This is a genomic window from Paenibacillus sp. NPDC093718 (assembly GCF_050279985.1).
Lineage (GTDB): Bacteria > Bacillota > Bacilli > Paenibacillales > Paenibacillaceae > Paenibacillus_AQ.
In genome coordinates this window covers 307,935-332,915 of the sequence record NZ_JBNNUS010000006.1, presented here as the reverse complement: position 1 = coordinate 332,915, position 24,981 = coordinate 307,935, and the positions used below count along the sequence as shown (strand labels likewise).

Sequence of the window (24,981 nt, the reverse complement as noted above, 5' to 3'; positions counted from 1 at the left end):
TTTATTTAGCATCTGGTTTCCGCTCCGTTTCGGGCAGACGGGTAAATATGTCCTGCATATCATAATAGCTTTGTTTTAATCGTTCACTGTACTTGGTTGCTTCCCATAGCTCCCAAGTATAGGGTTCGATCTCCTCCAGGTTGATGGACGCTGCCGATCCTGATGCTGAATCCCCGTTATTCTCAGATCGTTCCGCGATCCACGGAGCCAGCCGGATCCCTTCTGTTGTTATCGTGCTGAATGTACGCTTGTCTTGAAGCGGGCTGTAATCCAGCACCTGCAGCGAACTCGGATCCCCGAATCCGAGCAGCATCCATGGGATCCTCATCTCAACAAACCTGTCTTGATACTGCCAGGCCGTAAGAGAATTAAAATCCGGAGATTGCGGATCACTGGTCCCCCGTTTCAGCATCCCTACTTTCTCATCCACAAACGGATGGGAGAAGCGGGTATCCGGCGGATTCATCAGCAGGCTGATGGCCAGCTTCCAGGCATGAAACGAACCTCCAGGCACCACAGGATCATCCTTGGTCCCCTTCGCTTCCTCACCTGGCAGCATCCAATATCCCTCTTTACCGTACAATCGGCTGTGGAAATCGTATGATGGTGCGATGGTGACCTGGGACTCATCCTCTTGACCTAACTGAATCAAAGTTTCCAAAGCTCCACCTTTGAGCGTTCGTCCCGCCAGTTCTTTCTTCGGGATGTCGCCGCCGGGGATCGTGTCGGCTCCGATGAAAAGCTTGGAACGTTCGGGATCAAATGCTTCTTCCAGTTCCATGCCGATATACAGGTAAGCTTCATCATGAGTCAGCTTCATGTTCTTGACGCCCGGTGCCGTTCCGGACCAGGTCTTGACTTCCCCTTCGGGAACCTTATCCCAATCGCTGAGATCCCCGTCGATCGTGATCTGCTCTACCTTGCCCGGCTGCATAGCGAGAACGCCGAACATCTTCTCATTTGTCAGCACATTCAACCAGAATGCCCGGCGGTCTGCCGGTATTTCAAAAGGCATTGTATTCCATGTCTTCTTGAACCATTCGTCCTGCCACATGAACAGGATCGCCCCGGAATAACCTTCGTCGTAAATATCCTGGGTCAGCGAGACGTTGACTAAGCCTTGCTCAGCTTCATCATGCCCCCCTTGATCCTTGCCGCCGGGACCATGGTGTGAAATACCGATGGATGAAGGTACGCCGTACTCGGTGACCATAATCGGCATATCTTCGAAAGCTGCCTTCAATTTTCGCAGGTAGGCTTTGTACGTGTTGTAACCCCCATTACCATCAGGAATGGTCTGTAGCGTTTTGTCCGTCCGGAAAAAATCCGGGTAGTACGGGTACACATGGTATGCGGCAAAATAACCTGCATCCCAGTTCACCGGTTCTACATGCCTTGCATCGACGGATACCAAGTCCTCTTCAAACAGCGGTTCCCCCGGATGCTCAAGCACGTCCGTTGTAACCCAATTGGTAAATGTCATCGGATGCTGCCATCCGTACTTCTGCTCCTCGGCAGCCGTATGGTCCAATAAAGATGCCAGCCAATTCTCAAAAGGACTTGCGTCCTTCGTCCCCGAGAAATAGGACCCCTCATACCGAGGAACATCCTTATGTACCGTGTTGGTGTTATCGACCATGGTTGGGTCCCATTCAGTTCCCACATGCCAGGCCATAAGGTACTTGCCTGCATTGACCTTATACTTGCCACTCGACTGTCCATGCTTAGCCTCAACATTGATATCGCCGTAGACAGCAGCAACAGCCTTCGATATCTCCGCTTTGAACGTCTGGACGATTTCTTCGTCATACGCATCCTTCCGCTCGATTAGCTGCTCCTCCGGTGACCAAATGCCCTGCATGAAGTACAAGGGGTCATCGCCTCTATCCCGGTTATATTTCACAAGTGCAGAGTAGAAGACCGGATTATGCACGGTGTAGACCCTGATGACGTTCGCTCCCATGTCATCAATCTGTTTAAACCAGCGAAGGTAATCCTCCTCCGTGGCCGGGAGCTCACCGGGATAATGTCCGGGCACGGTTGCCCCCAGATTCACGCCTTTGGCAAAAACCTCTTTCCAAACTTCGTCATCCTCATATACCAGAAAGGAGGTTCCCTCTGTTTTAAATTTCATTTTCACGCCGTCCGCATCCGCATACGTCTTTAATGACGGTCGTAGATATCCTTGAATTACAGCGGCACCGCAGAGAAGCACTATAGTGAAAAGTGCTGCGATCACCCACCATTTTCGCCTGCTCATCGTCTTCGTTGCTCACCTGCCCTTTCTATGACATGTTTGTTGCTGCACCGACACATGACGACTGAGCCATACTCGTCATTCTATAGCCGATGCGTTCCCGATACCATATTCCTTCTTTACCAACTTTTCCGATATCGATAGTAGTCAAAAAGAAGTAAAACAAACCTCTTCCACATTTTTCCCCCGATAAAACTTACCGCTGCCTCTTCACCCCTGTCATTTGACAACTTAACAGCCTGATGTTAGTTGTGTGCAGTGAACAGCATCGCTGTCCGAATAAGGCTGGAACTGCACGACTTCATTCCATTTGAGGAAAGCAGCGGGATGACGAAGATTTTCAGAAAATTTTCGTGAATCATAAGGTTAAACGCAAAAAAATTGCTAAAGTTCCGGTCATTTTTACATCATTATCCATAGTTATTACAAATTTGATACCAAAGTCGTATAAAAAAACGGCTGAGAACCGCATTCTGTAAAGGTTTGGCAATATTAACCTTTTATACAAAATGAGAATAGAGTCCTGTACCGGGATTGTGTAATATTCTATAGATTTGGCACCCGGGATCAAGTGGTAAGTATCGCCTATTTTTTATGATTTCGGTTTGGATTTCTCCGCATCGTGGTATATAAATTAGTTTGGGAAATTTCAAATCTGCGACAGAACAACATAAATCAGACCCGGTTCATTGTAGATCCGAGTCTGTTATTGACGATATAAAATTGAAGAAGTTACCATAATTACCGTTTATTTATCAAAGAAAAAACTGCCTTCACCACCAAAAAGTCGGATATCTTCGCTCCTTCACCGCATTATTGACAAGCAGAGCCACAATCACAATCAGGACGGACCCGGCAAGTACAGGGGTAAACAAGAATGACCAGCCGCTGCCAGCCATAATCACAACCAAGGGGTCTGCACCAGCCGGAGGATGGGTCGTTTTGGTAATCCCCATCAAGCTGATTGCCGCCCCCACCCCGATGGCCATGGCCCAGATTCCATCCCCCAGAACCTCAAGCGTTACAAGTCCCGTGAATGTGGAAATCAGATGCCCTCCAATGAGATTCCTGGGCTGTGAGAGCGGTGCATCCCAAACCGCAAACGCAAGCACGCAGCTCGCACCAAAGGGGGCCATGATCCAAACACTCCCTGCGAGTGTCGTCAGAAGAGCCAACAATCCGATGGAAACAGAGCCGCCGATAAAGCCAATGGCGATATTGATGGGACGAACGGTCAATGGGCTTCTAGCCCCTCCTTTCATTTTCTGTACGTAGGCTGCTGCCTGATCCTTCATTGTTTATCCTCCTGCATTCATATTTAACTAGTTATTTGGTTATATATAAAATAATGAATCACTCCTTACGTGTCAATACCTTTCTTGATAATTCGTGAATGATTGTGTACAGTTAAATTACTAGTTGACTAGGAAAGGATGTTCGTTATGCAGCATAAACTGATGCTTCGAGTCGACCCGCACGCCACCCTTAATGTCAGTACCCAGGTTAAAGAGCAGTTAAAGTGGTTGATTGGTATTGGACAGATCGAACCATTCGATATGCTGCCCCCGGCCGGTGCGCTGGCGGATTTGCTGGGACTGAACCGCAACACCGTAAATCTGGTCTACAACCAGTTGAAGGATGAGGGGATCGTCTCGATGCATAAAGGCAAAGGAACGCAGGTATTGAACAACGCACAGGTAGAGGAGCTTAGAACTCGCAGAAAGCTAATGTACGAGCTGGTAGAGCGAACGACCGAAGAGCTAAGCTCCGTTAACATCCCGGCGAGCGAGTTCTTTGCCGCATCCCTCGCCTATACACTGCAGCAGGAGCCTGTCCTGAACACGAAACAGCGTATTTTGTTCATCGAATGCAAGGAACATGATTTTCCCTTTTATCAGAAAACGATTGAGCAAATAACGGGTGCCGAAGTGAAAACGGTATTTCTGGAGGATCTGTTGACGGAGAAGCAAGCCTTATTCGAGGCGCTGGAATACTCAAACCTCATCGTCACGACAGTAAACCACGATGCCGAAGTAAAGGCTTTGTGCAGCAAATATGACAAAAAAGTAACAGTCATTGGCGCCAGCGTGGAAACATCGGTCCTGCTTGAGATTGCCCGGCTTACACCGGGAAGTGGTATCAGCTTTGTCTGCTTGGGTAAGGCAGGTGCCCAGTGGATGGCCAGCCGCTTGGAAGAGGCTGGTATTGAGGCGGTCCACGCCAGCTTGGCTGGGCTGGATAATCGGGAGGACCTACTGCAGCGGATCGAGGAATCCGATCTGGTCTATGCATCTGCTGCCGCATATGAAGAGGTTCGAGCTTTATCCCCCGGTAAAGTGAAGCTGTTTCCCATGACGCTGGAGAAGAGCAGCGAGAGCATTCTGAGAGAGATGGTTTGAATCTTAACGCCCGAAAACGCCCGCTGTTATAAACAGGGGCGTTTTCGGGCTGGATGTGTTTCTATCTGTACCGATAGTTTAACATCTGGATACCGGTACAAAAACCGAAGGCCCAATGTAGTTCCACGGGCATCGGATCGATGGCCCAACTTCAGGAAAACTTGCCGGTAATCCGCTTATAGGTCGCCTCGTCCGAGACCACATACAATCTGGCATCCCGCGGAATCGACACATCGAGCTTGCGATTAATGCTGAGATCGTTGCGATCGGAAATAAGCGTCGCTCCTTGCCGCAGCAGATCTTGAAAGGCATCCCTGTAGGTGTTCCATTCAGGGTTCAATTCCACTTCGTAAATATCGTCGCCATGCTGGCGGCTAAGCAGCTGCATCAGCACATCCGAGTTTCCTTCCTGCAGCGCCGCGCGTACGGCCAATCGGGACACAGCATCATGTGAAAGCACAAATTCGTTCACATGACTGTGGCGGAAATTCTGAACATGCTTCTCCTGTACAATCTCCACCGTGGTATGTACGTTCGGCGCTATCCGCTCAATGCTGGAAACAATCAGGAGCGACTTGCCGTCGATCAGGGCCGATTCATCGATCCGGGCATCCGCAAAGACAATAGCTGATTTGGCTTCCAGGATGTTGGCTCTCATCAGCACCTCGTCAGCTGCAGGATCACCGCTTACAAAGTGCACCTGTTCGAGATGCTCCACTGGATGACGGTTGAGCTCATCAATGAGAACAATATCTGATTCCGGTGCAAACAACAGGATCTCTTCAATAGCGGCTTGTGCCTTTTTGCTCCAATTGATAATGATGACATGATCACTACCCTTAAAATTCAACCTGCCCGCTCCTCTCTGCCGCTGCATGATTCCAAACGATTCAATCACCTTGCCGATCACCAAACTGAGCAGCCCAATACCAAAGATATAGATAAATATCGTTAATATCTTCCCTGGTACGGTAACTGCATAATAATCGCCATAACCTACGGTTGCCATCGTGGTAAGTACCCAATAAAAGGCGTTAAACCAATGGTGAAACGTTTCCGGCTCCAGCAGAAATGCCAGGGTCGAGCATAGTACCACAAACAGTACCACAAGGACGCTGATCGTTGTTTTGCGCAGACGCATCATTTTCAAAGATAATCTTAGAAAAAAGTGCACGTACCTGCTCCTCTCCTCAATGGTGCAATTGGTCCTAAATAATCAGGCTGCTGATCGCAAAAGCCGTACCGATGAACACCATAGCAAGCAGAATGCCGATCGCTACGTTCCCCTTCTGCAGGTGCTCGGAAATTCGAAGACCCGGCGTAGCCAGTTCGAATACCCAATAGGCTACGATCAAGCATACATACCCGACGGCAAACCACAGCATCATATGCCAGATCGATGAATTCGTATATGCGGATATGCCCAGAATAATGGCCGTTGCCATAAACTTGCCGCCAAAAGCAAGGCCAACTGCGACGTTGCCCTTCTTCAGCTCTTCCATGTCGTTAAACCGGGTCATCCAGCTGAAAATCAACATACCCAACAATTGAAGCACGATAATGCAGATTACACTTACAACAATATTAATGACGACCGTCAATCCGCCCACCCCCGAAATTTTGCATAGGCCAAGTCGTAATCGGCGAAATCATGCACTTCCTCCAATACAACATCAACCCTGTCCTTCTTTTCCATTGCGGCATAACGCTTCTCATCGATCGGCTGCTTGATCCGATTGCCCGTCGGCAGCTCGATGACAGCAAAATGCCTGGTGTCCTTTTTATACGTTGTTTTATAAACCCCAACCAGCTTTACATCGGTTTTGACCGTGACTTTCAGGTTGGTTAAATCCGATTCCGCCGTTTTTTTGTCCTTAAACGACTTAATCGTCTGCCAAGACGATAATCGGATATCATTGCGCTGATTCGCATCCGTCGTAAGCTCCGCATCCATGAATTGAAGCGTCCAAATTTTGTCCCCGGTAGCATAGTTATTATCGTTCGGCAGCAGCTCGTTGTCCGGCAGGACGGTCATATCGCCGCCAATCAAATCGCCAACGGTCCCTTCAATGATCCGGTAGTCCCAAGGCACGCGAGCAGAGGTTGAGGATACTTCCTCCGATCCGGTGTGGAATACCGTCGACCCATTGGCGGAGCATGCACTCAGCGCCAGGACCATGAGGGATAGGATCATTACCGCCAGGACAACCGGGGGTTTCCTCTTTCCCTTAGGAGCACCGTTATGCTGCCTTCTTTCTTGTTTCAACTGCATTTATTTCACTCCCATTGCGATAAAATGGCTGGAATTACCCGTAATCAAACCGCCCGCCCGTCCCAGCAAACCGCAAGGGATTCCGTTAAGGACGAACAATCCTGTCAGTAAATGAAATTCGCCTTCCGCCGTCTCGACGCGGGCCAGGTCTGCCCTCCGCTGATAGACCGTCGGAAACATGACACTTGTATCATACCCGTCCTGATCTTCTACCTCGAGCTGTCCGGCCTGGTCGTACAGCTTAACTGAACCACCCTCGCGGCCAAACATCGACTTTGATACAAAATTGCCGGAGAACACCGGTTTGTTGTAAGTCGGCAGCATATAATTGACGATGGCTTCACGTTCTTTCTCATCGAACAAAAGGCCCAGCTCGTACATCCCCCACATGGCGGCAAGCAGTCCTTTGGATTGCAGCAGAATGCTGTGCGGCGAGTTGAACAGCTGCAATCGTCCCGTCTCGATGGCATAGGCAAGCGCATCTCCGCCATCATCGACGGACATCCATTCCTTCGGATATAGGGCAAACATCCGGTGAATCTCCCGGCCATCCCCGTCCTTCAGCATGCCTTCGTCCACCCACAGATCAAGACAATCCACCAGCCGGATATCCAGCCCGCTGTGCCGGACCAATGCTTCGATCGTCCCGGAGTCCTCTTTATGCTCACCATAAGCAATGCAGGCGGCTGTATCCGGACGCTCAACTCCCCACGCTTGTGCGACCAGCTCTTGCATCCGTTCGTTGGGAGAGTAGATACCGGCCTGAGCGCACATCCACGGCGTTGCAATGGAAGCCTCAACATAGCCTGTCGGCGTGTCCGCATTCAGCTCCAGCAGTTTGATGCTGCCGTCATGGGCAATAGCAAAATCAAACCTGGCATACCGGCTGATCAATCCCTCTTCCGGCAGGGGACATTCGTCCAGCATCTCCCACAGGACGGGCGGAATGCCGATTAAACTGTATATATGATGATTGCGATGAATATAACGGACGGTTTTGTCCAGCATGGCCCATAATACCGCGGCCGCTTCTTCCAGCTCACGATAGGTCTCTTGGCGGATGGTGACAAGCTGGTCTATCCAGTAAGCCTCCCCTTCCAAATCCGCCCAGGTAAAGCCGAGCTCCGCGAGCTCCGCTACGCGTCCCTCCCGATTGGGGTCAGGCTGTCCCGATACGGTGAATACGCTGTCGTGACTCATCCTCCAAAACCGCCGGATCTGGAGCTGGATTTCGAACCCGACGAACTAAACCCGCTGGAATTGCCGCCAATGCCGCCGGACTTCGACGACGTGGAGCGACGCGTAATCGTACCCGAAGATGACGTTGAGGTCTTAGGACGGACGTTGGAGTTCACCACCGGTTTGTTCTGGAACGTACCGCTTGAATAGGTGCGGGGTTTATATGGCTTGCCGTTATTCGCATAATAACCGCGATGATTGTTGTACCATCCGCTGGATGAATAATACGAACCATTGTTGAACAGCATGTGATAGAGCAGCAAATCATCCCAGCCGAAGCCGGAATTGTACCCGCCATAGTTGTTGACGATCGTTGTTCCGCCGCCCGAACCTGATCCTGCAGAGGCTCCTTCTACCGGCTCTTCCTGGAATTCTTTCTCGCTGGGAAACGGAATGTTCCAATCGACATTCTTGTCAAAATACTTCTTCACTTCTTCTGTTGACCAGGACACCAGCTGCGGCTCTTCGGATGAGGTAACCGCTTCCGAAGCGAGGTCTTTCGCTGCTGCGCCCGATACCAGAAATGCGTTCGCCAGCAAGGCGATGCCCAGCGAGCTCGACAGGACCCGAATCGGTTTGCCTTCCGGCGTCAGCCATTTGGATGTTGGCTGATCTTTTTTGTCTTTTTCATTACTCAAGATGGTTTCTCCTTTCGGACAGGATTAATCGTTCCGCATCGGAACGAGCAGAAGCTCAAGTTTACCCGTGTCTACACTTAATCTGCCTTCAATCGTTTCATATTCCCGGCCGCCAACAACGATATAATTCACATGCTCCAGTGCAGCGACCATGTTCATCGTCCATGACCGTTCTTCAATCTGAACCAGCTCACCGTCCGGCCTCTTTTCAAACAAAATGACGTTCATCCCATTATCCACTGTGTGTCTACCCCTTCCATCTAAGCAGTGAGTATTGATACGTGTTATATTCCGAATCGTTTCAAAAAATCTACGATGGGATATCGACGTTTGCCGCAGCGATCTTTTCCAAAAGACGCAACCCATATAATAACACTGCTTCTGATTATTTACACCTGCGAATTACCATTAAAAAATTGATGAAAACGAACATTCTGGCCGCACAGTACCTGATTATTTACGTTTTATTAGGTGTAGCACCAAATTTCATGATGATTATCTGTCTTGACATTGTCACTAGTGTCATACTTTAGAATCGGTATCATTCCAGTCCAGAAAGGGGTTTTACCGATGAATGCAAATCTTGATAGATCATCAAACGTTAACCATCATTACGATGCGAAGGCGAACAGCTCCACCCTTCCTTCAGTAACCGTGATCGGATTAGGCTCCATGGGCTCCAAGCTGGCCCGCACCTTCTTGCACAGCGGATATGTCACCACAGTCTGGAACCGCACACCTGAAAAAGCCGCTGAGCTAGTAGGTTTAGGTGCCTCCGGGGCTACGGAAATCGCAGATGCCATCGCCGCCAGTCCTCTCTTGATTATATGTGTACTTGATTATGATGCAGCCCGCCATATTCTGGAACCCATGAAGGAGAAGCTTTCCGGCAAGGTTGTCGTAAATCTGACAACCGGTACTCCCGAAGAGGCCCGCACGATGGGGGCATGGATGAGAAACCTTGGCGCCGAATATCTGGATGGCGGCATCATGGCCGTCCCTTCCCTGATCGCCACGCCTCATGCCGTTATCCTCTACAGCGGTTCGATGACAGCGTACGAAAATTATAAACAGGTATTGGACAGCTTAGGTACAAGTCACTATTTAGGTTCCGATCCTGCGCTTGCCCCACTGAATGACCTGGCACTGCTAAGCGGAATGTACGGTATGTTCGGAGGCTTTATCCATGCGGTGGCGCTTGTTGGCACCGAAGGCGTGAAGGCAGTGGACTTTACGACGACGCTGCTGATGCCTTTTCTGCAAGCCATGATGTCCACCATGCCGGAGATGGCGAAGCAGATCGATTCCGGTGATTACTCCGCCAAGGATGCGAGCCTGGCGATGCAGGCCGCCCACGACACCATCGGGGAGGTAAGCAGGGTACAAGGCGTCAGTCCCGAGACATTCACTCCGATCTTTGAACTGATGAAACGCCGGGTGGAGGATGGACATGGAGGGGACGACTTCGCCAGCGTGATTGAACTGATCCGTAAGCGCCCATCGTCTTGATAGGCATAAGGGAGCGATTATCAGCATGGGGCTAGCATACAACGTAACATTACGCTTACTGACTAGTCTAATGCGATACTTTTTGGCTCCTCACCTGCAAAAGAAGCATGGATCCTCCCGCGGGGAGCGATCCATGCTTCTTTTCCATTTCCATGAGCCCTTATTATTTAATCAATTCCCTGATCTCCTGAAAGTTATCGGCAAATCCGATAAATACCTTCTCACCAATAACGATCGTAGGTACAATCTGCTTTCCTGTCAGACGTCGTACTTCTTCCGGATATTCCGGGTTCTGCGTGCAATCATACTCCGTATACGGTACCTCCTGCTCCTTGAAGTAACGCTTGGCATGATGGCAGTCGCTGCAAGTGGGTATGGTATAGATTTTTAATGATTCTGTCATATCGATCACTCCTTAAGCGAAAATTATTTAATCTCAACAACAAAAGGTACGGTCATCACTTCACCCTTATGCTGAAATTGTCCCCAGATTTTGTAGATACCGCTGTGTGGGAAGGTCGTGGCGAATTCCGCTTTGGGTCCTGTGCTCCTTTCGTCCAGAGGATGTACATGAATGTACTGCTCAGCGTCTTCGGACAGAATGACCACGTGCCCCACTGCGCCCAGGTAAGGCTCCAGGTTGTTGATTCCTTGCTTTGTCTTGGCATCCTGAATATGATAGGCGAGCACAACCTCTTCATTCGATAATGTATTACTTAGGCTCAGTTCAATTTCCTTGCCGTTTACTTGTTTGATTAGGCTTGAATCCGGTTGAATCGCCGAAGATTTCCCTGCTTCTCCCTCAATCTGAACCCATTCGCTAAGGGTGGCCCCTCCAGCACCCTTAGGCACAAAATCTGCGAACAATTTATAGTCGCCGCCAGTCGGGAATGTCGTGTTCACGGTAAAGACGCCATTCTCCTTGTAATCCGGATGAATATGCTCGAAGAAAGACAAATCGCGATTCACGATAATCAGATGCAGGAGCTTCTCATGATTGACATCAAAATCCTGGACAGGTCCACCGTCTTGATCCGTAATTCGAATCGTCAGCTCGGATTCGGCGCCTGCTCTTACCGGTTCATTCCATGTAAACGCAGCGTTGTAATGATCTGAGGCAGTTTCATGCCCGCCAGCGTGTTTGCCATGCCCGTTCGTTTCCTGGCTTTCATTTTCCTTTTTATGATTCCCGCCATGGCCGCCCGCATCGGGGGCCAGCTTCGCGTTATCGCATGCTGTCAACAATCCAAAAGCAAGTATGCCCGTTAAGGTTAATATGGTGCCCTTCCTATTCAACATGGGCTATCACTCCAATCATCGAATATACTGCAAGACAAATGATCATGCGTCTTTATATTTAGTATACCCCCCTATCCTATAATTAATCAACTTTTTTCTGTTCGCTCCATGCAAATAACACCATGCCGCCTGCATGGTGTTATCTTCCTCTTCATCATTATTACCCGAATGATCGGATGCATTCCTGATCATTCAATGGGTATAGCCGATGATTTCATATATTTTTTTCATATCCACATGAGTACGAACGACGTCCGCTACACGGTCAAATTCCGCGAATTTGCGTTCTTCTGCTTTGAACGTTTCCATCATTGGAATCAGCCCCTTCTTCATCCGAATGCCATTCAGCCAGGATCTGCGAAAGACATCGTTGTCAAACAAGCCATGCAGATAACTTCCCCATATGCGGCCATCCGAAGTAGCTGTCCCTTCAATATGCGGTTGAATATCTTCTTTCGTCTTTAAAGAATCTGTGCCATCCGCTTGAATCGAAAAAAGCGGGCGGTGTCCTGAGCCGTCAGACAAGGCGCTCCATTCGCTCATGCCCATATGGATTTCATAGGCCGTAATCGACGAATCAGCCTCTGTATCCGAGACAACGAACCTCAGCGAATGTTCCTGTAACAACTTCCCTTTCACCCGAACGGTCCTTTTATGCTTTAAAAAGGAAGTCCGAATCGGCAGCAGGCCGAGCCCCTTCGCTTCCCGAACGCTCCCTTCGACCGCATGCGGATCCGACAGCTGTTCGCCCAGCATTTGATATCCTCCGCAGATGCCAACCAACTGCACATCCCGCTGCTGCGTCTGCCTCAAGATCGCATCGGCCAGCCCCCGATCCTGGAGGAACCCGAGGTCACTGATCGTATCCTTGGTACCAGGCAAAATAATGACGTCCGGCATTCCAAGTTCATCCACTGATTGGACGAAGCGAACGACAACATCCGGTTCCATGCGCAGCGCATCAACATCCGTAAAGTTCGAGATACGCGGATACCGGATCACGACAATATCGAGGTCTCGTTTGTCCAGTCTTTGATTCTGAAGCTCATCCAGCACAACCGAATCCTCGGCCTCGATCCGCATGTCCTGTATATAAGGGAGTACACCCAGCACGGGAATACCTGTCCGCTCTTCAAGCCAGTCCAGTCCCGGCTGAAGCAGCGCGAGATCTCCACGGAATTTGTTAATGATAAATCCTTTGACCCTGGCCGCTTCATGGGCCTCAAGCAGTTCAAGCGTACCTACTATGGAAGCGAACACACCTCCGCGATCGATATCCGCAACCAGAATAACCGGTGAATCCGCCCATCCTGCCAAATTCATGTTAACAATGTCCCGGTCCTTAAGATTGATCTCCGCCGGACTTCCCGCCCCCTCCATAACAACGATATCGTAGCTTTCCCGCAGTCGATCCAGTGCATCCAGCACAATCTCTTTAGCCTTCGGCAGGAACAGAGTCCGGTAATCCATCGCACTCATCTGCATTTGGGGTACGCCGTGGATCACGATTTGCGAATGCATGTCCTTTATCGGCTTGATCAGGATCGGATTCATGTCCGTAGTTGCGGCAATGCCGCAGGCTTCAGCCTGTACGCCCTGTGCTCGTCCGATCTCTTTGCCATCCAGGGTCACGTAGGAATTAAGAGCCATATTTTGCGATTTGTATGGAGCCGTGCGATAACCATCTTGCAGAAATATGCGGCATAGCGCTGTTGTTACGATGCTTTTCCCTACATCCGAAGCGGTGCCCTGCAGCATGAGTACCGCTCCTTGCCTCTTGCTGATATTCATGGGTGTATCCCTTATGTATTCTGTTTCATTCATTTCCTCACCCTTTTCCCTGACTTATACCGCTTGCTCACATCATTATAGCAAACCATCGCCAAAAGAGTCCTTCCCGCATGAAGTCTGGATAAATTCGCTTGAACTTTGTCAGGCCGAAATGTTAACTATATAGAATAGCAGTTTCGCATGTCCGTGCATGATCACCGAAAGGCGGAAACCCATCATGAAGCCTGAATTGAATGATAAGCAGATAACCGACATCTTTCCTTATTTGAAAGTCGTACCACCAGAAGAATGGATTCAAGCTCATGCGTTTACCAAACATTTTGAAGCCAAATCGAGAATCTTTCAACGAGAGGATGCCGCGATCTATGGCATGTTCCTCATCAGCGGATCGGCCCGTATCACGATCATCCACGAAGATGGCAACGAATCGGTATTAAACATACTATCAGCCGGAGAAGTCTGTTCGCTACTCGTACTTAGCGGGCTAAGCGGGCAGGACTATCCGGGCACTCTCATCGCCGAGTCCAAGGTCGAGGTCTTGTATGTGTTGAAAAACAGCTTCCTCCGGTGGCTGCAGGTGTATGAACCCATCCGCAGCGCTATTTTTGGCGGGCTGCTTGATGGAACACTGCGGATGGCAAACATGCTGCAGGAGAGACAGACATTACCGCTGGAGCAGCGCCTTGCCAGGACTCTGCTGCGCATCAGCTCGGACGAACATCCGCTGGTGCGCACAACCCACCAAGAGCTTGCCGATGACATTGGCTCCGTAAGAGAGGTCGTCTCCCGTACGTTGGGCCAGTTCCAAAAGAAAGGATGGCTGGAAACAGGAAGAGGCTGGGTGAAAATAATAAACCGGGCCTGTCTAACAGAAACTGCTATGTGACCTAGTCACAGAGCAATGGAGTCCTCCCTGCTACATTGGTAATAGGCCTCACGCCTATATACCGTTAACCCAGGAGGAAAGCCAAAATGAACAACATGCTTCAACCCGGAGAATATGCTCCATTATTCCTAAGCGTAGATCAAAATGGAAACATGATTTCACTGGAAGCTTATCGCGGACGTAAATTACTTCTCGCTTTTTTCCGCAACGCTGCCTGTGCCCTATGCAATCTGAGGGTGCACCAGTTTATTCAGCGATATCCTCAGTGGCAGCAGCAGCATCTGGATGTCATTTGCGTTTTTGAATCACCGGGCGCAGCACTTCAGCAGCATGTCGGTCAGCAAAATGCTCCGTTTCCTCTTATTGCCGATCCGAATGCGGAGCTTTACACTCTCTATGGGGTCGAGACCTCGGTAGCCAAGACACAAGCCACCTTAGCTCAACCGAATGTGCATCAGTTCACGAATGAAGCAGAAGCGGCAGGTTTCAAGCTTACGCCGGAAGAAGGTTCAAATTTCAATCGGATTCCAGCAGAGTTTGTGTTGGACGAGGACGGCATCATACGGATCGCGCATTACGGTCGCCTGATTACCGATCATCTGCCTTATGAAACCATTGAACGTTATGCTGCCGGAACGCAGCTTCCGTAGCCGGGTTGAGTCTGTCTTTAAGCCGCATTCATCAGTAAAAAGAACTCCTAACACGAGACATAAAAACCAGCCGATCCGGATGGATCGGCTGGTTTGGTGACGCTATGACAATAAAGTCAAACGCTGCCTATGAACGCTCTTAAGGGATAATATTTTCAAAATGGGGGATATATTCATCCAATAATATACTTTTTTATCTAATATTGTATTATCTTGGATAGGTGACTAGAGTTGGTTAAGGGAGGAACTGATTGAATGGTAATGCATTTCTCCAAGATTAGCAACATCTATATTCATGTCAAATGGTTTACGGATAACTTTGAATGGGTCCCCCTGCCTTTTCCCCGCATCGTTACACTGACATTCCTGTTTTGGTTAGCGTTTACATTATTGATCTTATTGCTCACATGCGTCTTCCACGATCCGTTGGGGAAGATGCGGCCGATCATGAAAGTTCATCGATGGCTGCACAGGCTAAGGCCCCATACCGAAGTCATTCTGCGCATTGGGCTGGCCATCGGCTTGGTGCTGCAGCTTCTGAGCGGCTCGTACCTGGCGCCCGAGTTCAGAACCAATTCCATGTGGATTATCCTCGGTCTCTCCGCCGCCGCAGCCTGCTTGCTTTATAAGCGCACATTGCCGGCGAGTGGTGCTATCCTATTCTTGCTCTATCTGCAAGCTTCATTAACCTACGGTATTTTTCATTCCATCGATTATTTGATTTATCTCGGTATTGTGTACTATCTGTTTGTGAGCGGCACTCCAATAAAAAGAACGGCTGCCCCGGTCATGTATATATGCACGGGCATGTCCCTCGCTTGGCTTGCCATGGAAAAACTGACCATTCCCGAACTTGCTTGCTCCGTAATGGGCAACTACGGGCTTCCTACCTTCGGTTTTACCATTGAGAACTTCGTCCTGATCACCGCTTTTATCGAAATTGGGTTGGCGTGGGCATTTATCGTGGGCATCATGAGCCGATTCACCGCCCTCCTGGTATCTGGCATTTTTATTATGACAAGCCTTGTATTCGGTTACAAGGAAGTCATAGGCCATACGATCATTCATACAGTACTGATCCTATTCCTGATCGAAGGGACGGGGGAGCTTAAAACTCCATTTCAATTCCACCGCTCCGCGTTATTTCGCGGGTTATTTGTAAGCGTTAACTTTTGCCTCTTTCTGTTCACTTTGATGGCGCTGTATATCTGGATGGGCAAGACGTTATAACTTGCTCTGGATCCGTTGGCCATGATTCCGAAGCTCTACCACCGCTTTGGTCTCATTTGCCCTAACGACCGCATCCAGCACCTCTTGATTCCGGTACCCGTCCATAAACCCGGGAATCCCGTCCGCAGGCGTTCCCCGTAATAACCCGGCAAAATCGGCATACTGCTTGACTTTGCAATGCTGCGGCACTTCCATTGTCGTTCTGGCGAGCTGCCCGGGCTCTTCTTCGCGAATCCATACCACCCGTTCCGGATCCAATGTGCTGGCGTGGACCGTGCCGTGGTCGCCGTAAATGGATACTTCATGCTGATTGCCTGAACCGAAGGCATTTCGCGACGTCTGGAACACGCCCATCATGCCATCTGTCATCCGTGCCTGGAAGCTGGCAAAATCATCGACTTCGATCCTGGCCATCGCTCCCGTTACCGGGTCCCTGCGTTCCGGAATGATGGTATGCAGCTGGGCTGTAATTTCTTCAAATTCACCAAACAGAAATCGGGCCATATCGATCATATGCGATCCCAGATCTCCGAGCGTCCCCGTTCCCGTGACAGCTTTGTTATATCTCCACATGTAGGGAACCTGCTGGCTCGGCACGCCAAACCCTTGCAAATACTGAATGGAGAAGTGACGGATCGACCCGAGTTTGCCCGTTCGGACAAGTTCCCTTGCATAACGAAAAGCCGGCGTGTAACGGTACGTAAAGCCGATCATGGCCGGAACCGGCTGTTTCTCGTATAGCTCCAGCAAGGGGATTGCCTCTTCGAACACACGCGTAAATGGTTTTTCCGCCAAAAAAGGTTTGCCCGCTTGCAAGCACGCTCTAATAATATCCGCGTGCACGTTGTTAGGCGTAACCGAAATGACGGCATCGACGTCCGGATCTTCAATTAAATCCTTAAAGTCTGGATATCGCTTGCCATCCTCAATTCCCAGCTGATCGCCTACTCGGGCCACCGCTTCTCCATTGACGTCGCTCACAGCCACGAACTGATAGACATTCTCTGCATTCATCCAGCGGATGTGCTCCTGCGCCATCCCGCCCAATCCAATTAAGCCGATTCGAAATTGATTCATCATCGATACACTCCTTGTATATATCTTATCTCTCACTGGTATTGAATATGCCGTTCGGATATATGCTGGCTACCAGTTCATTATGTCTCTCATGCCGATATTCATTCCACACCGTGACTTATGTTTCGCGTGGTTGCCTCCTGTGCTCCTTCCATTTCGTTTCAATCAAGTTTATTCATCACTTCGAATGCGGATCATACTTACGATCCCTGTTGCCCCCAGATTTTTTCAGAATGAAATGAATAATGTTGAAATCCGGGGATAGTATATGCTTTCGATGCGAGCTTTCCGTTGGAAAGCTTTCGGGGGACCGCTTCGCTTCTCCAAAACAATTCCGCCTTCTCCGTTGAAGCTGATCGTATAAAATAAATCACAGTTTCGTCATCGTTCGAAACGTTACTGCCCCGCAGCATATCAATCTGCGGGGCAGCTCATGACGATTGCCGTCAATCCCTATTTGACACTGATATACCGCTGATAGGCTTCCTTGCGGATTTGTACCAGCCGCTCAAGACCCATATCGTTGAGCTTCTTGACGTACGCATCCCATTCCGCATCGATATTGCCTTCGGATATCCACTTCGCGCGGGTCGTACCGACATAACCATCGATATCCGTTGTCAGCGTAGGCAGCTCCTGGAATTCTTCGGCGCTGTACATGACGTTCGGGAACGGCGTCGTTACGTAATCGCTGCCCAACTTGTCGATGACCAGCTTCAAGCCGTCGCCCGTGGTCTCATCCAGAATGATGTTTTTCTCGAAGCTCGGGCTTACGTACTTCGGTCCAAAATCCCTTACGGATTGCTCCCAATACCAGGCATCCGCACTCGTTCCCTCCGGCGGACTCATCAGCGTAAACGTTCCGTCGTCGTTCTTCTGGATCACCGTGCCGATGGCTCCCCAGAAATTTTGGATGCTCGCTTCATTGGTGTAGAACTGGTCCGCCCAACGAGCCGAAATTTCCGGGTACTTGTTCGACGTGGTAATGAGGAATTCGTTTCTGCGGAGGCTCATGCCCTGCGGCTCGCCGCCCTGATACCTTTTTCCGTCAGGTCCGGCGATGGACGGAATTGCAATATATTGATCCTTCCACTTCCCGAACACCGCGTCCGGCACCCACTGGTTGGAGAAGCCGATCAGCGCCGCATCCGGGTTCTGATGCTTCGCCGTGGACATGGTGCTGTCCTGCGTAAAGATCTCTTGGTCTATGAGGCCCTCGGCGTACAGCTTATGCGCCCACTTGATCGCTTCTTTATAATTCTCCGTCACCGGGTAGAACACGGGCTCGTTATCGATGACCATCATGCTGTTTCCGTTGATGTCCGTGATGCCGAACGGGTTCAACAGATCGATGCTGATGTTCCCCGATCCGCTGACCGGAATTTCGTCGGCCTTGCCGTTGCCGTTCGGATCCTGTTCTTTAAACGCCTTAAACACCTCGTACAGCTCGTCTGTGTTGTCCGGAATATCAAGGCCGAGCTGGTCCAGCCATGTTTTGTTGATAATCGGCTGGATCGATGCTTTCGGCCTTGACGGCAGCCGCGCCGGCAAAGAGTAGATTTTACCATCCGGGAATGTGCTCATCTTCTTCATTTCGGGTGTTTCTTCCAGTGCCGCTTTCAGGTTTGGCATGTATTGATCGATATAGTCGTCCAGCGGGCGGAAATAAGACAGATTGTTCACGATGTCGGAATCGCTGAATACGATATCGCCGAAAATGATATCCGGCAGCGTACCGCTCGCCAGCATGATCGATTTTTGCTCGCCCCAATCATTGGAGGACATGATCTGCCAATTGATTTTGACATTCGTCTCCTTCTCCAAATCCTTGAGCCACTGGTTCTGGAGGAACGTATCCCCCATATTGCCCCAGCGAACGGTCAGCACGTCCAGCGTTATCGGCTCATTGACAATCGGAAGACCTTCTTTGTTAAACGCGGCTTCGGCATCCGGCTTGGCTTCCTCCTTCTTGCCGCCGCTGCAGCCCGCCAGGTTCAACAGCAGAATTGCGGCCAGGATGATGACGCCAGCCAGTTTGAAGCGATGTCTCCTCTTTGCATTGTTTGTTCCCATTCAACCATTCCCCCAATTATTATTTTTAATAGATCCATCCGGCGTTACGACTTCACGGCTCCGATCATCACCCCCTGATTGAAATACTTTTGTACAAACGGGTAGATGCACATGATCGGCACCGTTGCGACGATAATGACCGCGTAACGCATAATATTAGCGAGTCGCAGCGCAATGGCAGCGGCTTCTCCGGTACCCATGGCGGACTGCATCTGGTTGGTGACCAGAATATTTCGCAGAATGAGCTGCAGCGGGTACAGGTTCGTATCTTTTAAATAGATCAGGGCATTGAAATAGGAGTTCCAATGACCCACGGCCGTCCACAAGGCAATGACCGAGATGACCGCTTTCGAGAGCGGAATCACGATGGTCACGAAATATCTCAGATTTCCGCAGCCATCCAGCTGGGCCGCCTCCCATAAATCCTCCGGAATGCTGCTCTGGAAAAAAGTCCGCGCCACAATGATGTTAAAGGCGGCAACCGAAAACGGCAGCACCATGACAAGAAACGTATCGTACAGCTGAAAATCGCGGATCGTCATAAAGGTCGGAATCAAACCGCCATTAAAAAACATCGTAAAAATAAAGAGCAGCGATATATACTTGCGGCCTACGAGGTCTTTTCGCGAGAGCGCGTAAGCTGCAGATATGTTAACCACCAAGCCGATAGCGGTACCTACAATCGTATACACAATCGTATTTCGGTACCCAATCCATATATTAGAGTGCTTCAGCAATTCTTGATAGCCTGCCAGCGTAAAATCCTTGGGCCACAGCCATACCTGTCCATTCGCAACCGCGGCCGGCTCGCTGAACGAAGCAATGATGATGAAGTACAGCGGGTAAATCAACACGATCAGCATCAAGACAGCGAATACATACAGGCCGATCTCCAGCACCCTGTCGGAAGATCGGGTATTCCTCTGCCTTGGCGCTGTCTTCTCTCTTATTTCCACAACGCCCATAGAACCCTTCCTCTCTTGTGTGTTACCACAAACTGTTTTCGCTGTATTTTTTCGAAATCTGGTTAACCAGAATCAACAGAACAAAATTAATGACCGTATTAAACAGATTGATCGCCGACGAGAAGCTGTATTGGCTGCTCAGCATCCCGATTTTGTACACATAGGTGGAGATGACCTCGCTGGAGGTAATATTGAGACTGTTTTGCATAAGGTAAACCTTCTCGAAGCCGACGCCAAGCAAGCTGCCGATCCGCAGTATAAGCAAGGTCACGACCGTAGGCATCAGCATCGGGATATCGATAAACCGGATTTTTTGCCACCTGCTTGCCCCGTCCATTGTAGCCGCTTCGTACAAGCTGGGGCTCACCGCAGACAATGCCGCGATATAGATAATGCTGTCCCAGCCCGTATGCTGCCACACATCCGACCATACATACACGCTGCTGAATAAGCCGGCTGATCCCATCAGGTTCGGCGCTTCGGCGCCGAAGAGCCGGAAGATATTCCCGATCAATCCCGAGCCTGGCGAGAACAGAATCAGCATGAGTCCCACCATCACGACCGTGGATATAAAATGCGGCATATAGGTTACGGTCTGGAAGAAGCGCTTGAACCAATTCTGGCGCATTTGATTGACCATCAAGGCAAGCATGATCGGAATCGGGAATGTCGCCACGCTGTATAAGCTGATGACCAGCGTATTGGTAATGGTTGTCGAGAATTGATAAGAGTTAAAAAACTTCTCAAAATACTTTAGACCCGCCCATGGACTGTCCATAATCCCGAGAGCGGGACTGTAATCCTTGAATGCGATCAAGATCCCGTACATCGGTACGTAAGAAAACAACAAAACCAGCACTACCGCAGGCAGCAGCAGCAAATACAGGCCCCAATTCTTTCTGATCCGCCCGAGGGTTGGGTGTGTTGTTCTATTCAGTTGGCCTGCTTTCAAATCGATTCCCCTTTCTGTACTCGTCGTCGTGAACCCGGTATGTCGCGTAAGCAATTTCAATATACTTCGATCCCGAATCGTTATTTGGACCTCATGATGTCCTATTCGGACCTTCGCCTTATTCCACTTGAAGGAATCCTCGAGTCCCCTATGCAAAGCATGCTATTATCCGGACTTTACGATGTGGTATCCGGACTTTATGGAAAATGCGCTAACGTTCACTCCTGTTTTTTTTGTCTTTTCCATTTATAATGATCAGTACCACTATTAAAACGCTTTCATGTACAGGCGAAATGAAAGGAATCACGGCATCCGTATGGTTAAAGCACTGAATAACAAGCCTTATCCCATCCGTCACTATGTGAAAATCATGCTCTTTATCTCAATCTTTGCCCTTGTAGTGGATCTGGTGATCAGCTTCGCCTCCATCTTCATCGTGAAGCAGCAATCCACCCGATATTTGCAGGATACGGCGAATCTGTACATCCGGCAGATCAATCATGACTTCTCCTACATCAATCACTATATGGGCTGGACGCTCGCAAATGATGAGAGCGTTGAGAAGATGGATACCCCCGGCACTGATTACGTGGATTATATTAAATCGAGCGAAAAAGTGCATAAACAGTTTAACGAGCTTCAAAAAAACTACGGCCAGGAATACAACTTCTTCTTCTATTTAAAGGAACAGGACTTCTTCCAGAACTATGGACCTATGTCCCTGTCATATACAGAGTTCCTGGAACTCAAGGAACAGATCGTATCCCTCACGGATTCCAAAAACGTATACGAAACGTTCTACTCCAACTGGAACCCGATCCTTGTTCAGGACACCCATTACATCATCAACATCGTCCCTTACCACAACCGGTATCTGATCTGCCTCATCTCCGCCGACGACCTGGTCCGGCCGCTCCAGGAACTGGATTTGGGCGAGGACGGGTACGTTTCTCTTGTAAATGCTCAGGGGGCAACCCTTACGAGCCCGGGTACAGGCGTGATGGATGCCAACAGTCTTCAAGGAGCCAAGACATCCCTGCTGAGCCTGTCACAGCCGCGGACTACGGTTACGGAGGGATTCTCGAACGCCTCCTTCAACGTGCAGCTGGTCATCCAATTCGGCATATTTGAAACGATCATGATCGCCCAGCTTCTCATTATGCTGCTATTTGTTGTTCTGACGTGCACGCTCAGCGTGGTTATGCTGTATTTCAAGAAGAAGGTGTTAAAGCCGATTCAGAATTTCTCGGAAAATGTAAGGCGCATCCACGAGGACAGCGAGAATCTGGATTTCATGAGCAGCGAGATTATCGAGCTTGAGCAGGTCAACTCCCAATTCAAACACCTGATCGAGCAGATCAAGAAGTTTAAAATTGATATCTACGAGCAGGAGCTGGAGAAACATAGAATCCAGCTCGATTATATGAAGCTGCAGATCAACCCGCATTTTTTCCTGAACTGCCTGACGAACATCTACAGCATGGCGCAAATGCAGATGTTTAAGGAAATCGAATATATGTCGCTGTCCACGTCCAAATACTTTCGTTACATCTTTCAGAGCGGTGATAATGTCGTACGGCTGCAAGACGAAATCGAGCATGTCCGGATTTACCTGGAGATTCAGAAGCACCGCTACCGCGATGCCTTTTCTTATCGGATTGATTTTGAAGAGGAGCTTACCCGTCTTACGATACCACCCCTCGTACTCCAGACCTTTATCGAAAACGCGGTGAAATACGCCGTATCCCGAGATCATGAACTGCAAATCCGATTGTCCGTCAGCCTACGGATGGAGGGTGATAAACCTTCTATGGTCATCCGGATCTCCGATACCGGACCCGGGTTTCCCGCAGAAGTATTGGAAAAATTGGCCGCGGGCAAACCGCTTGATCAAAGCGAAGGAAAGCACATCGGGATCATGAACACCCTTCAGCGGCTGGAGCTGCTCTATCATCGCCGGGCGCATGTGGAATTTTCGAACCCGGAGGAGGGCGGCGCTTGCGTCACATTAACGCTTCCACAACCACTGCAGGAACGGAGAGGAGAAATTCAATGAACGTATTGCTAGTGGATGATGATTATTTTGTCGTAGCCGCGCTGGAGAAGAAAATCGATTGGAAGGCACTTTCGATCGAACAGGTCCATACCGCTTACAGCGTTGCGCAGGCAAGGGATATACTGCAGCAGCATTCGGTTCAGATCCTCATCTGCGATATCGAAATGCCGCAAGGCAGCGGACTCGAGCTTCTCGCCTGGATTCGCGAGGAACAATACAGCATTCAGACGATATTTCTGACGAATTACGCTGATTTCAACTATGCGCAGAAAGCTATTGAGCTGCAAAGCTTTGACTATTTTCTGAAGCCGATCGAATTCGATAAGCTAAGCCTCATCATTTCCAAAGCCGCCTATAAAGCAAAGGAACAGCAAAGCGATCAGGAAGCGATACAGGACGGTCAGCTGTGGAAAAAAAATCAAAAAAAGCTCCAGGAGCATTTTTGGAGCAAGCTGATAAAAGAAAGGAAAGCTTCTAGAGACCGGACCGCCATCGCAGGATATATTGCGGAACAGAACCTGTCCTATGAGATGTCGGATCTATTTCTTCCTGTGCTCATCACCATTTTTCCGCATGATCAAAGTTTAGGTAAAGAAGACAAAGACCTGTTTGACTATGCGTTTCTCAACGTGCTGTCCGAATTGTTCCAGGACCCGCTCTTCACGGTTGAAGCCGCTATGGAATATAAAGATTACAATTGGATGGTCATGCTGAGATGGAATCATCCTCCTGATTCCCGCGTCATGGAAAACATCTGCACGTCGTTCATTGAAAAAGCCAATCAATTCCTCCGGAGCGATGCTTCATGCAGCGTATCGATTTCGGTGGCGTTGGAGGAAATCAACAAGTCCGTTCGGGCTCTGCTGCAAATGAATGAGGATATGATCAAAAAGCGGAATCAGATTATTTTTCTGGAACACCATTCCCTGCAAGAAGTCGCGTACATCCCACCTCCGCTGCAGGACTGGGAAGCGCTTCTCAGCGGGAACGATCCAGCTGGGTTTCTGGTTGAAACCCGCAAATACTTGCAAAACCTAGCCAGGAATGGCGTCTACAACACCTCGGTGCTGCGTTTATTCAGCTTGGATATCGTGCAGCTGGTGTATTCCTACCTGAAGAGCAAAGAGATCCAGGCACATAAGCTGTATACCGGCAAAACCAATGACCAGCTGTTCCTGCAATCATTGAACTCGATTGAAGATATGGAGAAATATACGGAGTATCTCGTCAGCACGGCAGCAGAATATCATGCCTACGCCGACCATTCGCATACCGTGGTGGAGGAGATTAAGCATTATATTCATTGCCATTACGGAGATGAGCTGACGCGAACGAGCCTGGCGGAAATCGTCTACCTCAACCCGGATTATTTGGCCCGCGTGTTCAAGAAAGAGACGGGCGTCTCTTTAGGTACTTACATTATTCAGTCCCGCATCAAGGCCGCCAAGCATCTGCTGGAGACGACACCATTGTCGGTGTACCAGATTGCGGCTAAGGTGGGATACGCCAACTATTCCTATTTCTCAAAGCTGTTCAAGCAGGATACAGGCTGGTCGCCAAGCGACTACAGGCGGGAGCTGCAAGCCGGGAGCAGCGGAAAGATCGATCATGCGAAATAACATTACACTTTCGACTTAGGCATCGAGCATGGGATGTCAGCAACCACAATAAAAAGTACCGCAGCCTCA

Annotated in this window: 22 protein-coding genes; 7 read left to right on the top strand and 15 right to left on the bottom strand. The window is 49.5% G+C overall.

Features of this window, described 5'->3' with window-relative positions; all coding sequences use genetic code 11:
- Window position 1: 1 nt before the first annotated feature.
- Window positions 2–2,260: a hypothetical protein gene (locus ACQKPA_RS19870; protein WP_427494239.1), complete on the bottom strand. Its 2,259-nt coding sequence runs from the start codon at window positions 2,258–2,260 to the stop codon at window positions 2–4.
- Window positions 2,261–3,030: 770 nt separating this feature from the next.
- The gene (locus ACQKPA_RS19865) at window positions 3,031–3,552 is read right to left on the bottom strand and encodes an HPP family protein (protein WP_427494238.1); all 522 of its coding nucleotides are present in this window, start codon (window positions 3,550–3,552) and stop codon (window positions 3,031–3,033) included.
- 147 nt (window positions 3,553–3,699) lie between these two features.
- On the opposite strand from ACQKPA_RS19865, the gene ACQKPA_RS19860 reads away from it, so the two are divergent.
- Window positions 3,700–4,656: a GntR family transcriptional regulator gene (locus ACQKPA_RS19860; RefSeq protein ID WP_427494237.1), complete on the top strand. Its 957-nt coding sequence runs from the start codon at window positions 3,700–3,702 to the stop codon at window positions 4,654–4,656.
- Between the two features lie 151 nt (window positions 4,657–4,807).
- Here the strand turns inward: ACQKPA_RS19860 and ACQKPA_RS19855 are convergent, their stop codons facing one another.
- The 6 genes from ACQKPA_RS19855 to ACQKPA_RS19830 are packed head-to-tail and all read right to left on the bottom strand — an operon-like array spanning window position 4,808 to window position 9,045.
- Window positions 4,808–5,830, bottom strand: a complete 1,023-nt coding sequence (locus tag ACQKPA_RS19855; protein WP_427494236.1) for an ion channel — start codon at window positions 5,828–5,830, stop codon at window positions 4,808–4,810.
- Window positions 5,831–5,864: 34 nt separating this feature from the next.
- Window positions 5,865–6,257, bottom strand: a complete 393-nt coding sequence (locus ACQKPA_RS19850; protein ID WP_427494235.1) for a DUF350 domain-containing protein — start codon at window positions 6,255–6,257, stop codon at window positions 5,865–5,867.
- On the bottom strand, window positions 6,254–6,928 hold the full coding sequence (locus tag ACQKPA_RS19845; protein ID WP_427494234.1) for a signal peptide protein: 675 nt from the start codon (window positions 6,926–6,928) through the stop codon (window positions 6,254–6,256). Before ACQKPA_RS19845 ends, ACQKPA_RS19850 begins: the two co-directional genes overlap by 4 nt.
- A complete protein-coding gene (locus ACQKPA_RS19840; RefSeq protein ID WP_427494233.1) occupies window positions 6,929–8,128 on the bottom strand; it encodes a glutathionylspermidine synthase family protein in 1,200 nt (399 codons plus the stop codon).
- On the bottom strand, window positions 8,125–8,805 hold the full coding sequence (locus tag ACQKPA_RS19835) for a hypothetical protein (RefSeq protein ID WP_427494232.1): 681 nt from the start codon (window positions 8,803–8,805) through the stop codon (window positions 8,125–8,127). The genes ACQKPA_RS19840 and ACQKPA_RS19835 overlap by 4 nt, the downstream gene beginning before the upstream one ends.
- Window positions 8,806–8,829: 24 nt before the next feature.
- Window positions 8,830–9,045, bottom strand: a complete 216-nt coding sequence (locus tag ACQKPA_RS19830) for a hypothetical protein (protein ID WP_113057067.1) — start codon at window positions 9,043–9,045, stop codon at window positions 8,830–8,832.
- Window positions 9,046–9,375: 330 nt separating this feature from the next.
- Between ACQKPA_RS19830 and ACQKPA_RS19825 the strand changes: the two genes are divergently transcribed.
- On the top strand, window positions 9,376–10,314 hold the full coding sequence (locus tag ACQKPA_RS19825) for an NAD(P)-dependent oxidoreductase (RefSeq protein ID WP_427494231.1): 939 nt from the start codon (window positions 9,376–9,378) through the stop codon (window positions 10,312–10,314).
- A gap of 163 nt (window positions 10,315–10,477) precedes the next feature.
- Here ACQKPA_RS19825 and ACQKPA_RS19820 read toward each other — a convergent pair whose 3' ends face one another.
- The 3 genes from ACQKPA_RS19820 to ACQKPA_RS19810 form a co-directional block, all read right to left on the bottom strand.
- Complete coding sequence (locus ACQKPA_RS19820; protein WP_427494230.1) at window positions 10,478–10,717, bottom strand: glutaredoxin family protein; 240 nt, start codon at window positions 10,715–10,717, stop codon at window positions 10,478–10,480.
- Window positions 10,718–10,740: 23 nt separating this feature from the next.
- Window positions 10,741–11,613, bottom strand: coding sequence for a hypothetical protein (locus ACQKPA_RS19815; RefSeq protein ID WP_427494229.1), 873 nt, complete (start codon window positions 11,611–11,613; stop codon window positions 10,741–10,743).
- Window positions 11,614–11,805: 192 nt separating this feature from the next.
- Complete coding sequence (locus tag ACQKPA_RS19810) at window positions 11,806–13,404, bottom strand: cobyric acid synthase (protein ID WP_427494228.1); 1,599 nt, start codon at window positions 13,402–13,404, stop codon at window positions 11,806–11,808.
- 217 nt (window positions 13,405–13,621) lie between these two features.
- On the opposite strand from ACQKPA_RS19810, the gene ACQKPA_RS19805 reads away from it, so the two are divergent.
- The 3 genes from ACQKPA_RS19805 to ACQKPA_RS19795 all read left to right on the top strand — a co-directional run bounded on the left by ACQKPA_RS19805 (window position 13,622) and on the right by ACQKPA_RS19795 (window position 16,170).
- A complete protein-coding gene (locus ACQKPA_RS19805) occupies window positions 13,622–14,290 on the top strand; it encodes a Crp/Fnr family transcriptional regulator (RefSeq protein WP_427494227.1) in 669 nt (222 codons plus the stop codon).
- Between the two features lie 86 nt (window positions 14,291–14,376).
- Window positions 14,377–14,940 carry a redoxin domain-containing protein gene (locus ACQKPA_RS19800; protein WP_427494226.1) on the top strand — a complete coding sequence of 188 codons (564 nt, stop codon included), beginning with the start codon at window positions 14,377–14,379 and terminating at the stop codon, window positions 14,938–14,940.
- Window positions 14,941–15,195: 255 nt separating this feature from the next.
- Window positions 15,196–16,170 (top strand): hypothetical protein, encoded by a 975-nt coding sequence (locus tag ACQKPA_RS19795; protein WP_427494225.1) that lies wholly within the window; start codon window positions 15,196–15,198, stop codon window positions 16,168–16,170.
- Here the strand turns inward: ACQKPA_RS19795 and ACQKPA_RS19790 are convergent.
- The 4 genes from ACQKPA_RS19790 to ACQKPA_RS19775 all read right to left on the bottom strand — a co-directional run bounded on the left by ACQKPA_RS19790 (window position 16,165) and on the right by ACQKPA_RS19775 (window position 21,237).
- The gene (locus ACQKPA_RS19790; RefSeq protein ID WP_427494224.1) at window positions 16,165–17,250 is read right to left on the bottom strand and encodes a Gfo/Idh/MocA family protein; all 1,086 of its coding nucleotides are present in this window, start codon (window positions 17,248–17,250) and stop codon (window positions 16,165–16,167) included. The genes ACQKPA_RS19795 and ACQKPA_RS19790 overlap by 6 nt on opposite strands.
- 450 nt (window positions 17,251–17,700) lie before the next feature.
- Window positions 17,701–19,320, bottom strand: a complete 1,620-nt coding sequence (locus tag ACQKPA_RS19785) for an extracellular solute-binding protein (RefSeq protein WP_427494223.1) — start codon at window positions 19,318–19,320, stop codon at window positions 17,701–17,703.
- A gap of 44 nt (window positions 19,321–19,364) precedes the next feature.
- Complete coding sequence (locus tag ACQKPA_RS19780; protein ID WP_427494222.1) at window positions 19,365–20,285, bottom strand: carbohydrate ABC transporter permease; 921 nt, start codon at window positions 20,283–20,285, stop codon at window positions 19,365–19,367.
- Window positions 20,286–20,307: 22 nt separating this feature from the next.
- Window positions 20,308–21,237 carry an ABC transporter permease gene (locus ACQKPA_RS19775; protein ID WP_036665814.1) on the bottom strand — a complete coding sequence of 310 codons (930 nt, stop codon included), beginning with the start codon at window positions 21,235–21,237 and terminating at the stop codon, window positions 20,308–20,310.
- A gap of 316 nt (window positions 21,238–21,553) precedes the next feature.
- On the opposite strand from ACQKPA_RS19775, the gene ACQKPA_RS19770 reads away from it, so the two are divergent.
- Together ACQKPA_RS19770 and ACQKPA_RS19765 are read left to right on the top strand one after the other, a co-directional pair.
- Window positions 21,554–23,293, top strand: coding sequence for a sensor histidine kinase (locus ACQKPA_RS19770; RefSeq protein ID WP_427494221.1), 1,740 nt, complete (start codon window positions 21,554–21,556; stop codon window positions 23,291–23,293).
- Window positions 23,290–24,912, top strand: a complete 1,623-nt coding sequence (locus ACQKPA_RS19765) for a response regulator (protein WP_427494220.1) — start codon at window positions 23,290–23,292, stop codon at window positions 24,910–24,912. The genes ACQKPA_RS19770 and ACQKPA_RS19765 overlap by 4 nt, the downstream gene beginning before the upstream one ends.
- Window positions 24,913–24,981: the final 69 nt, after the last annotated feature.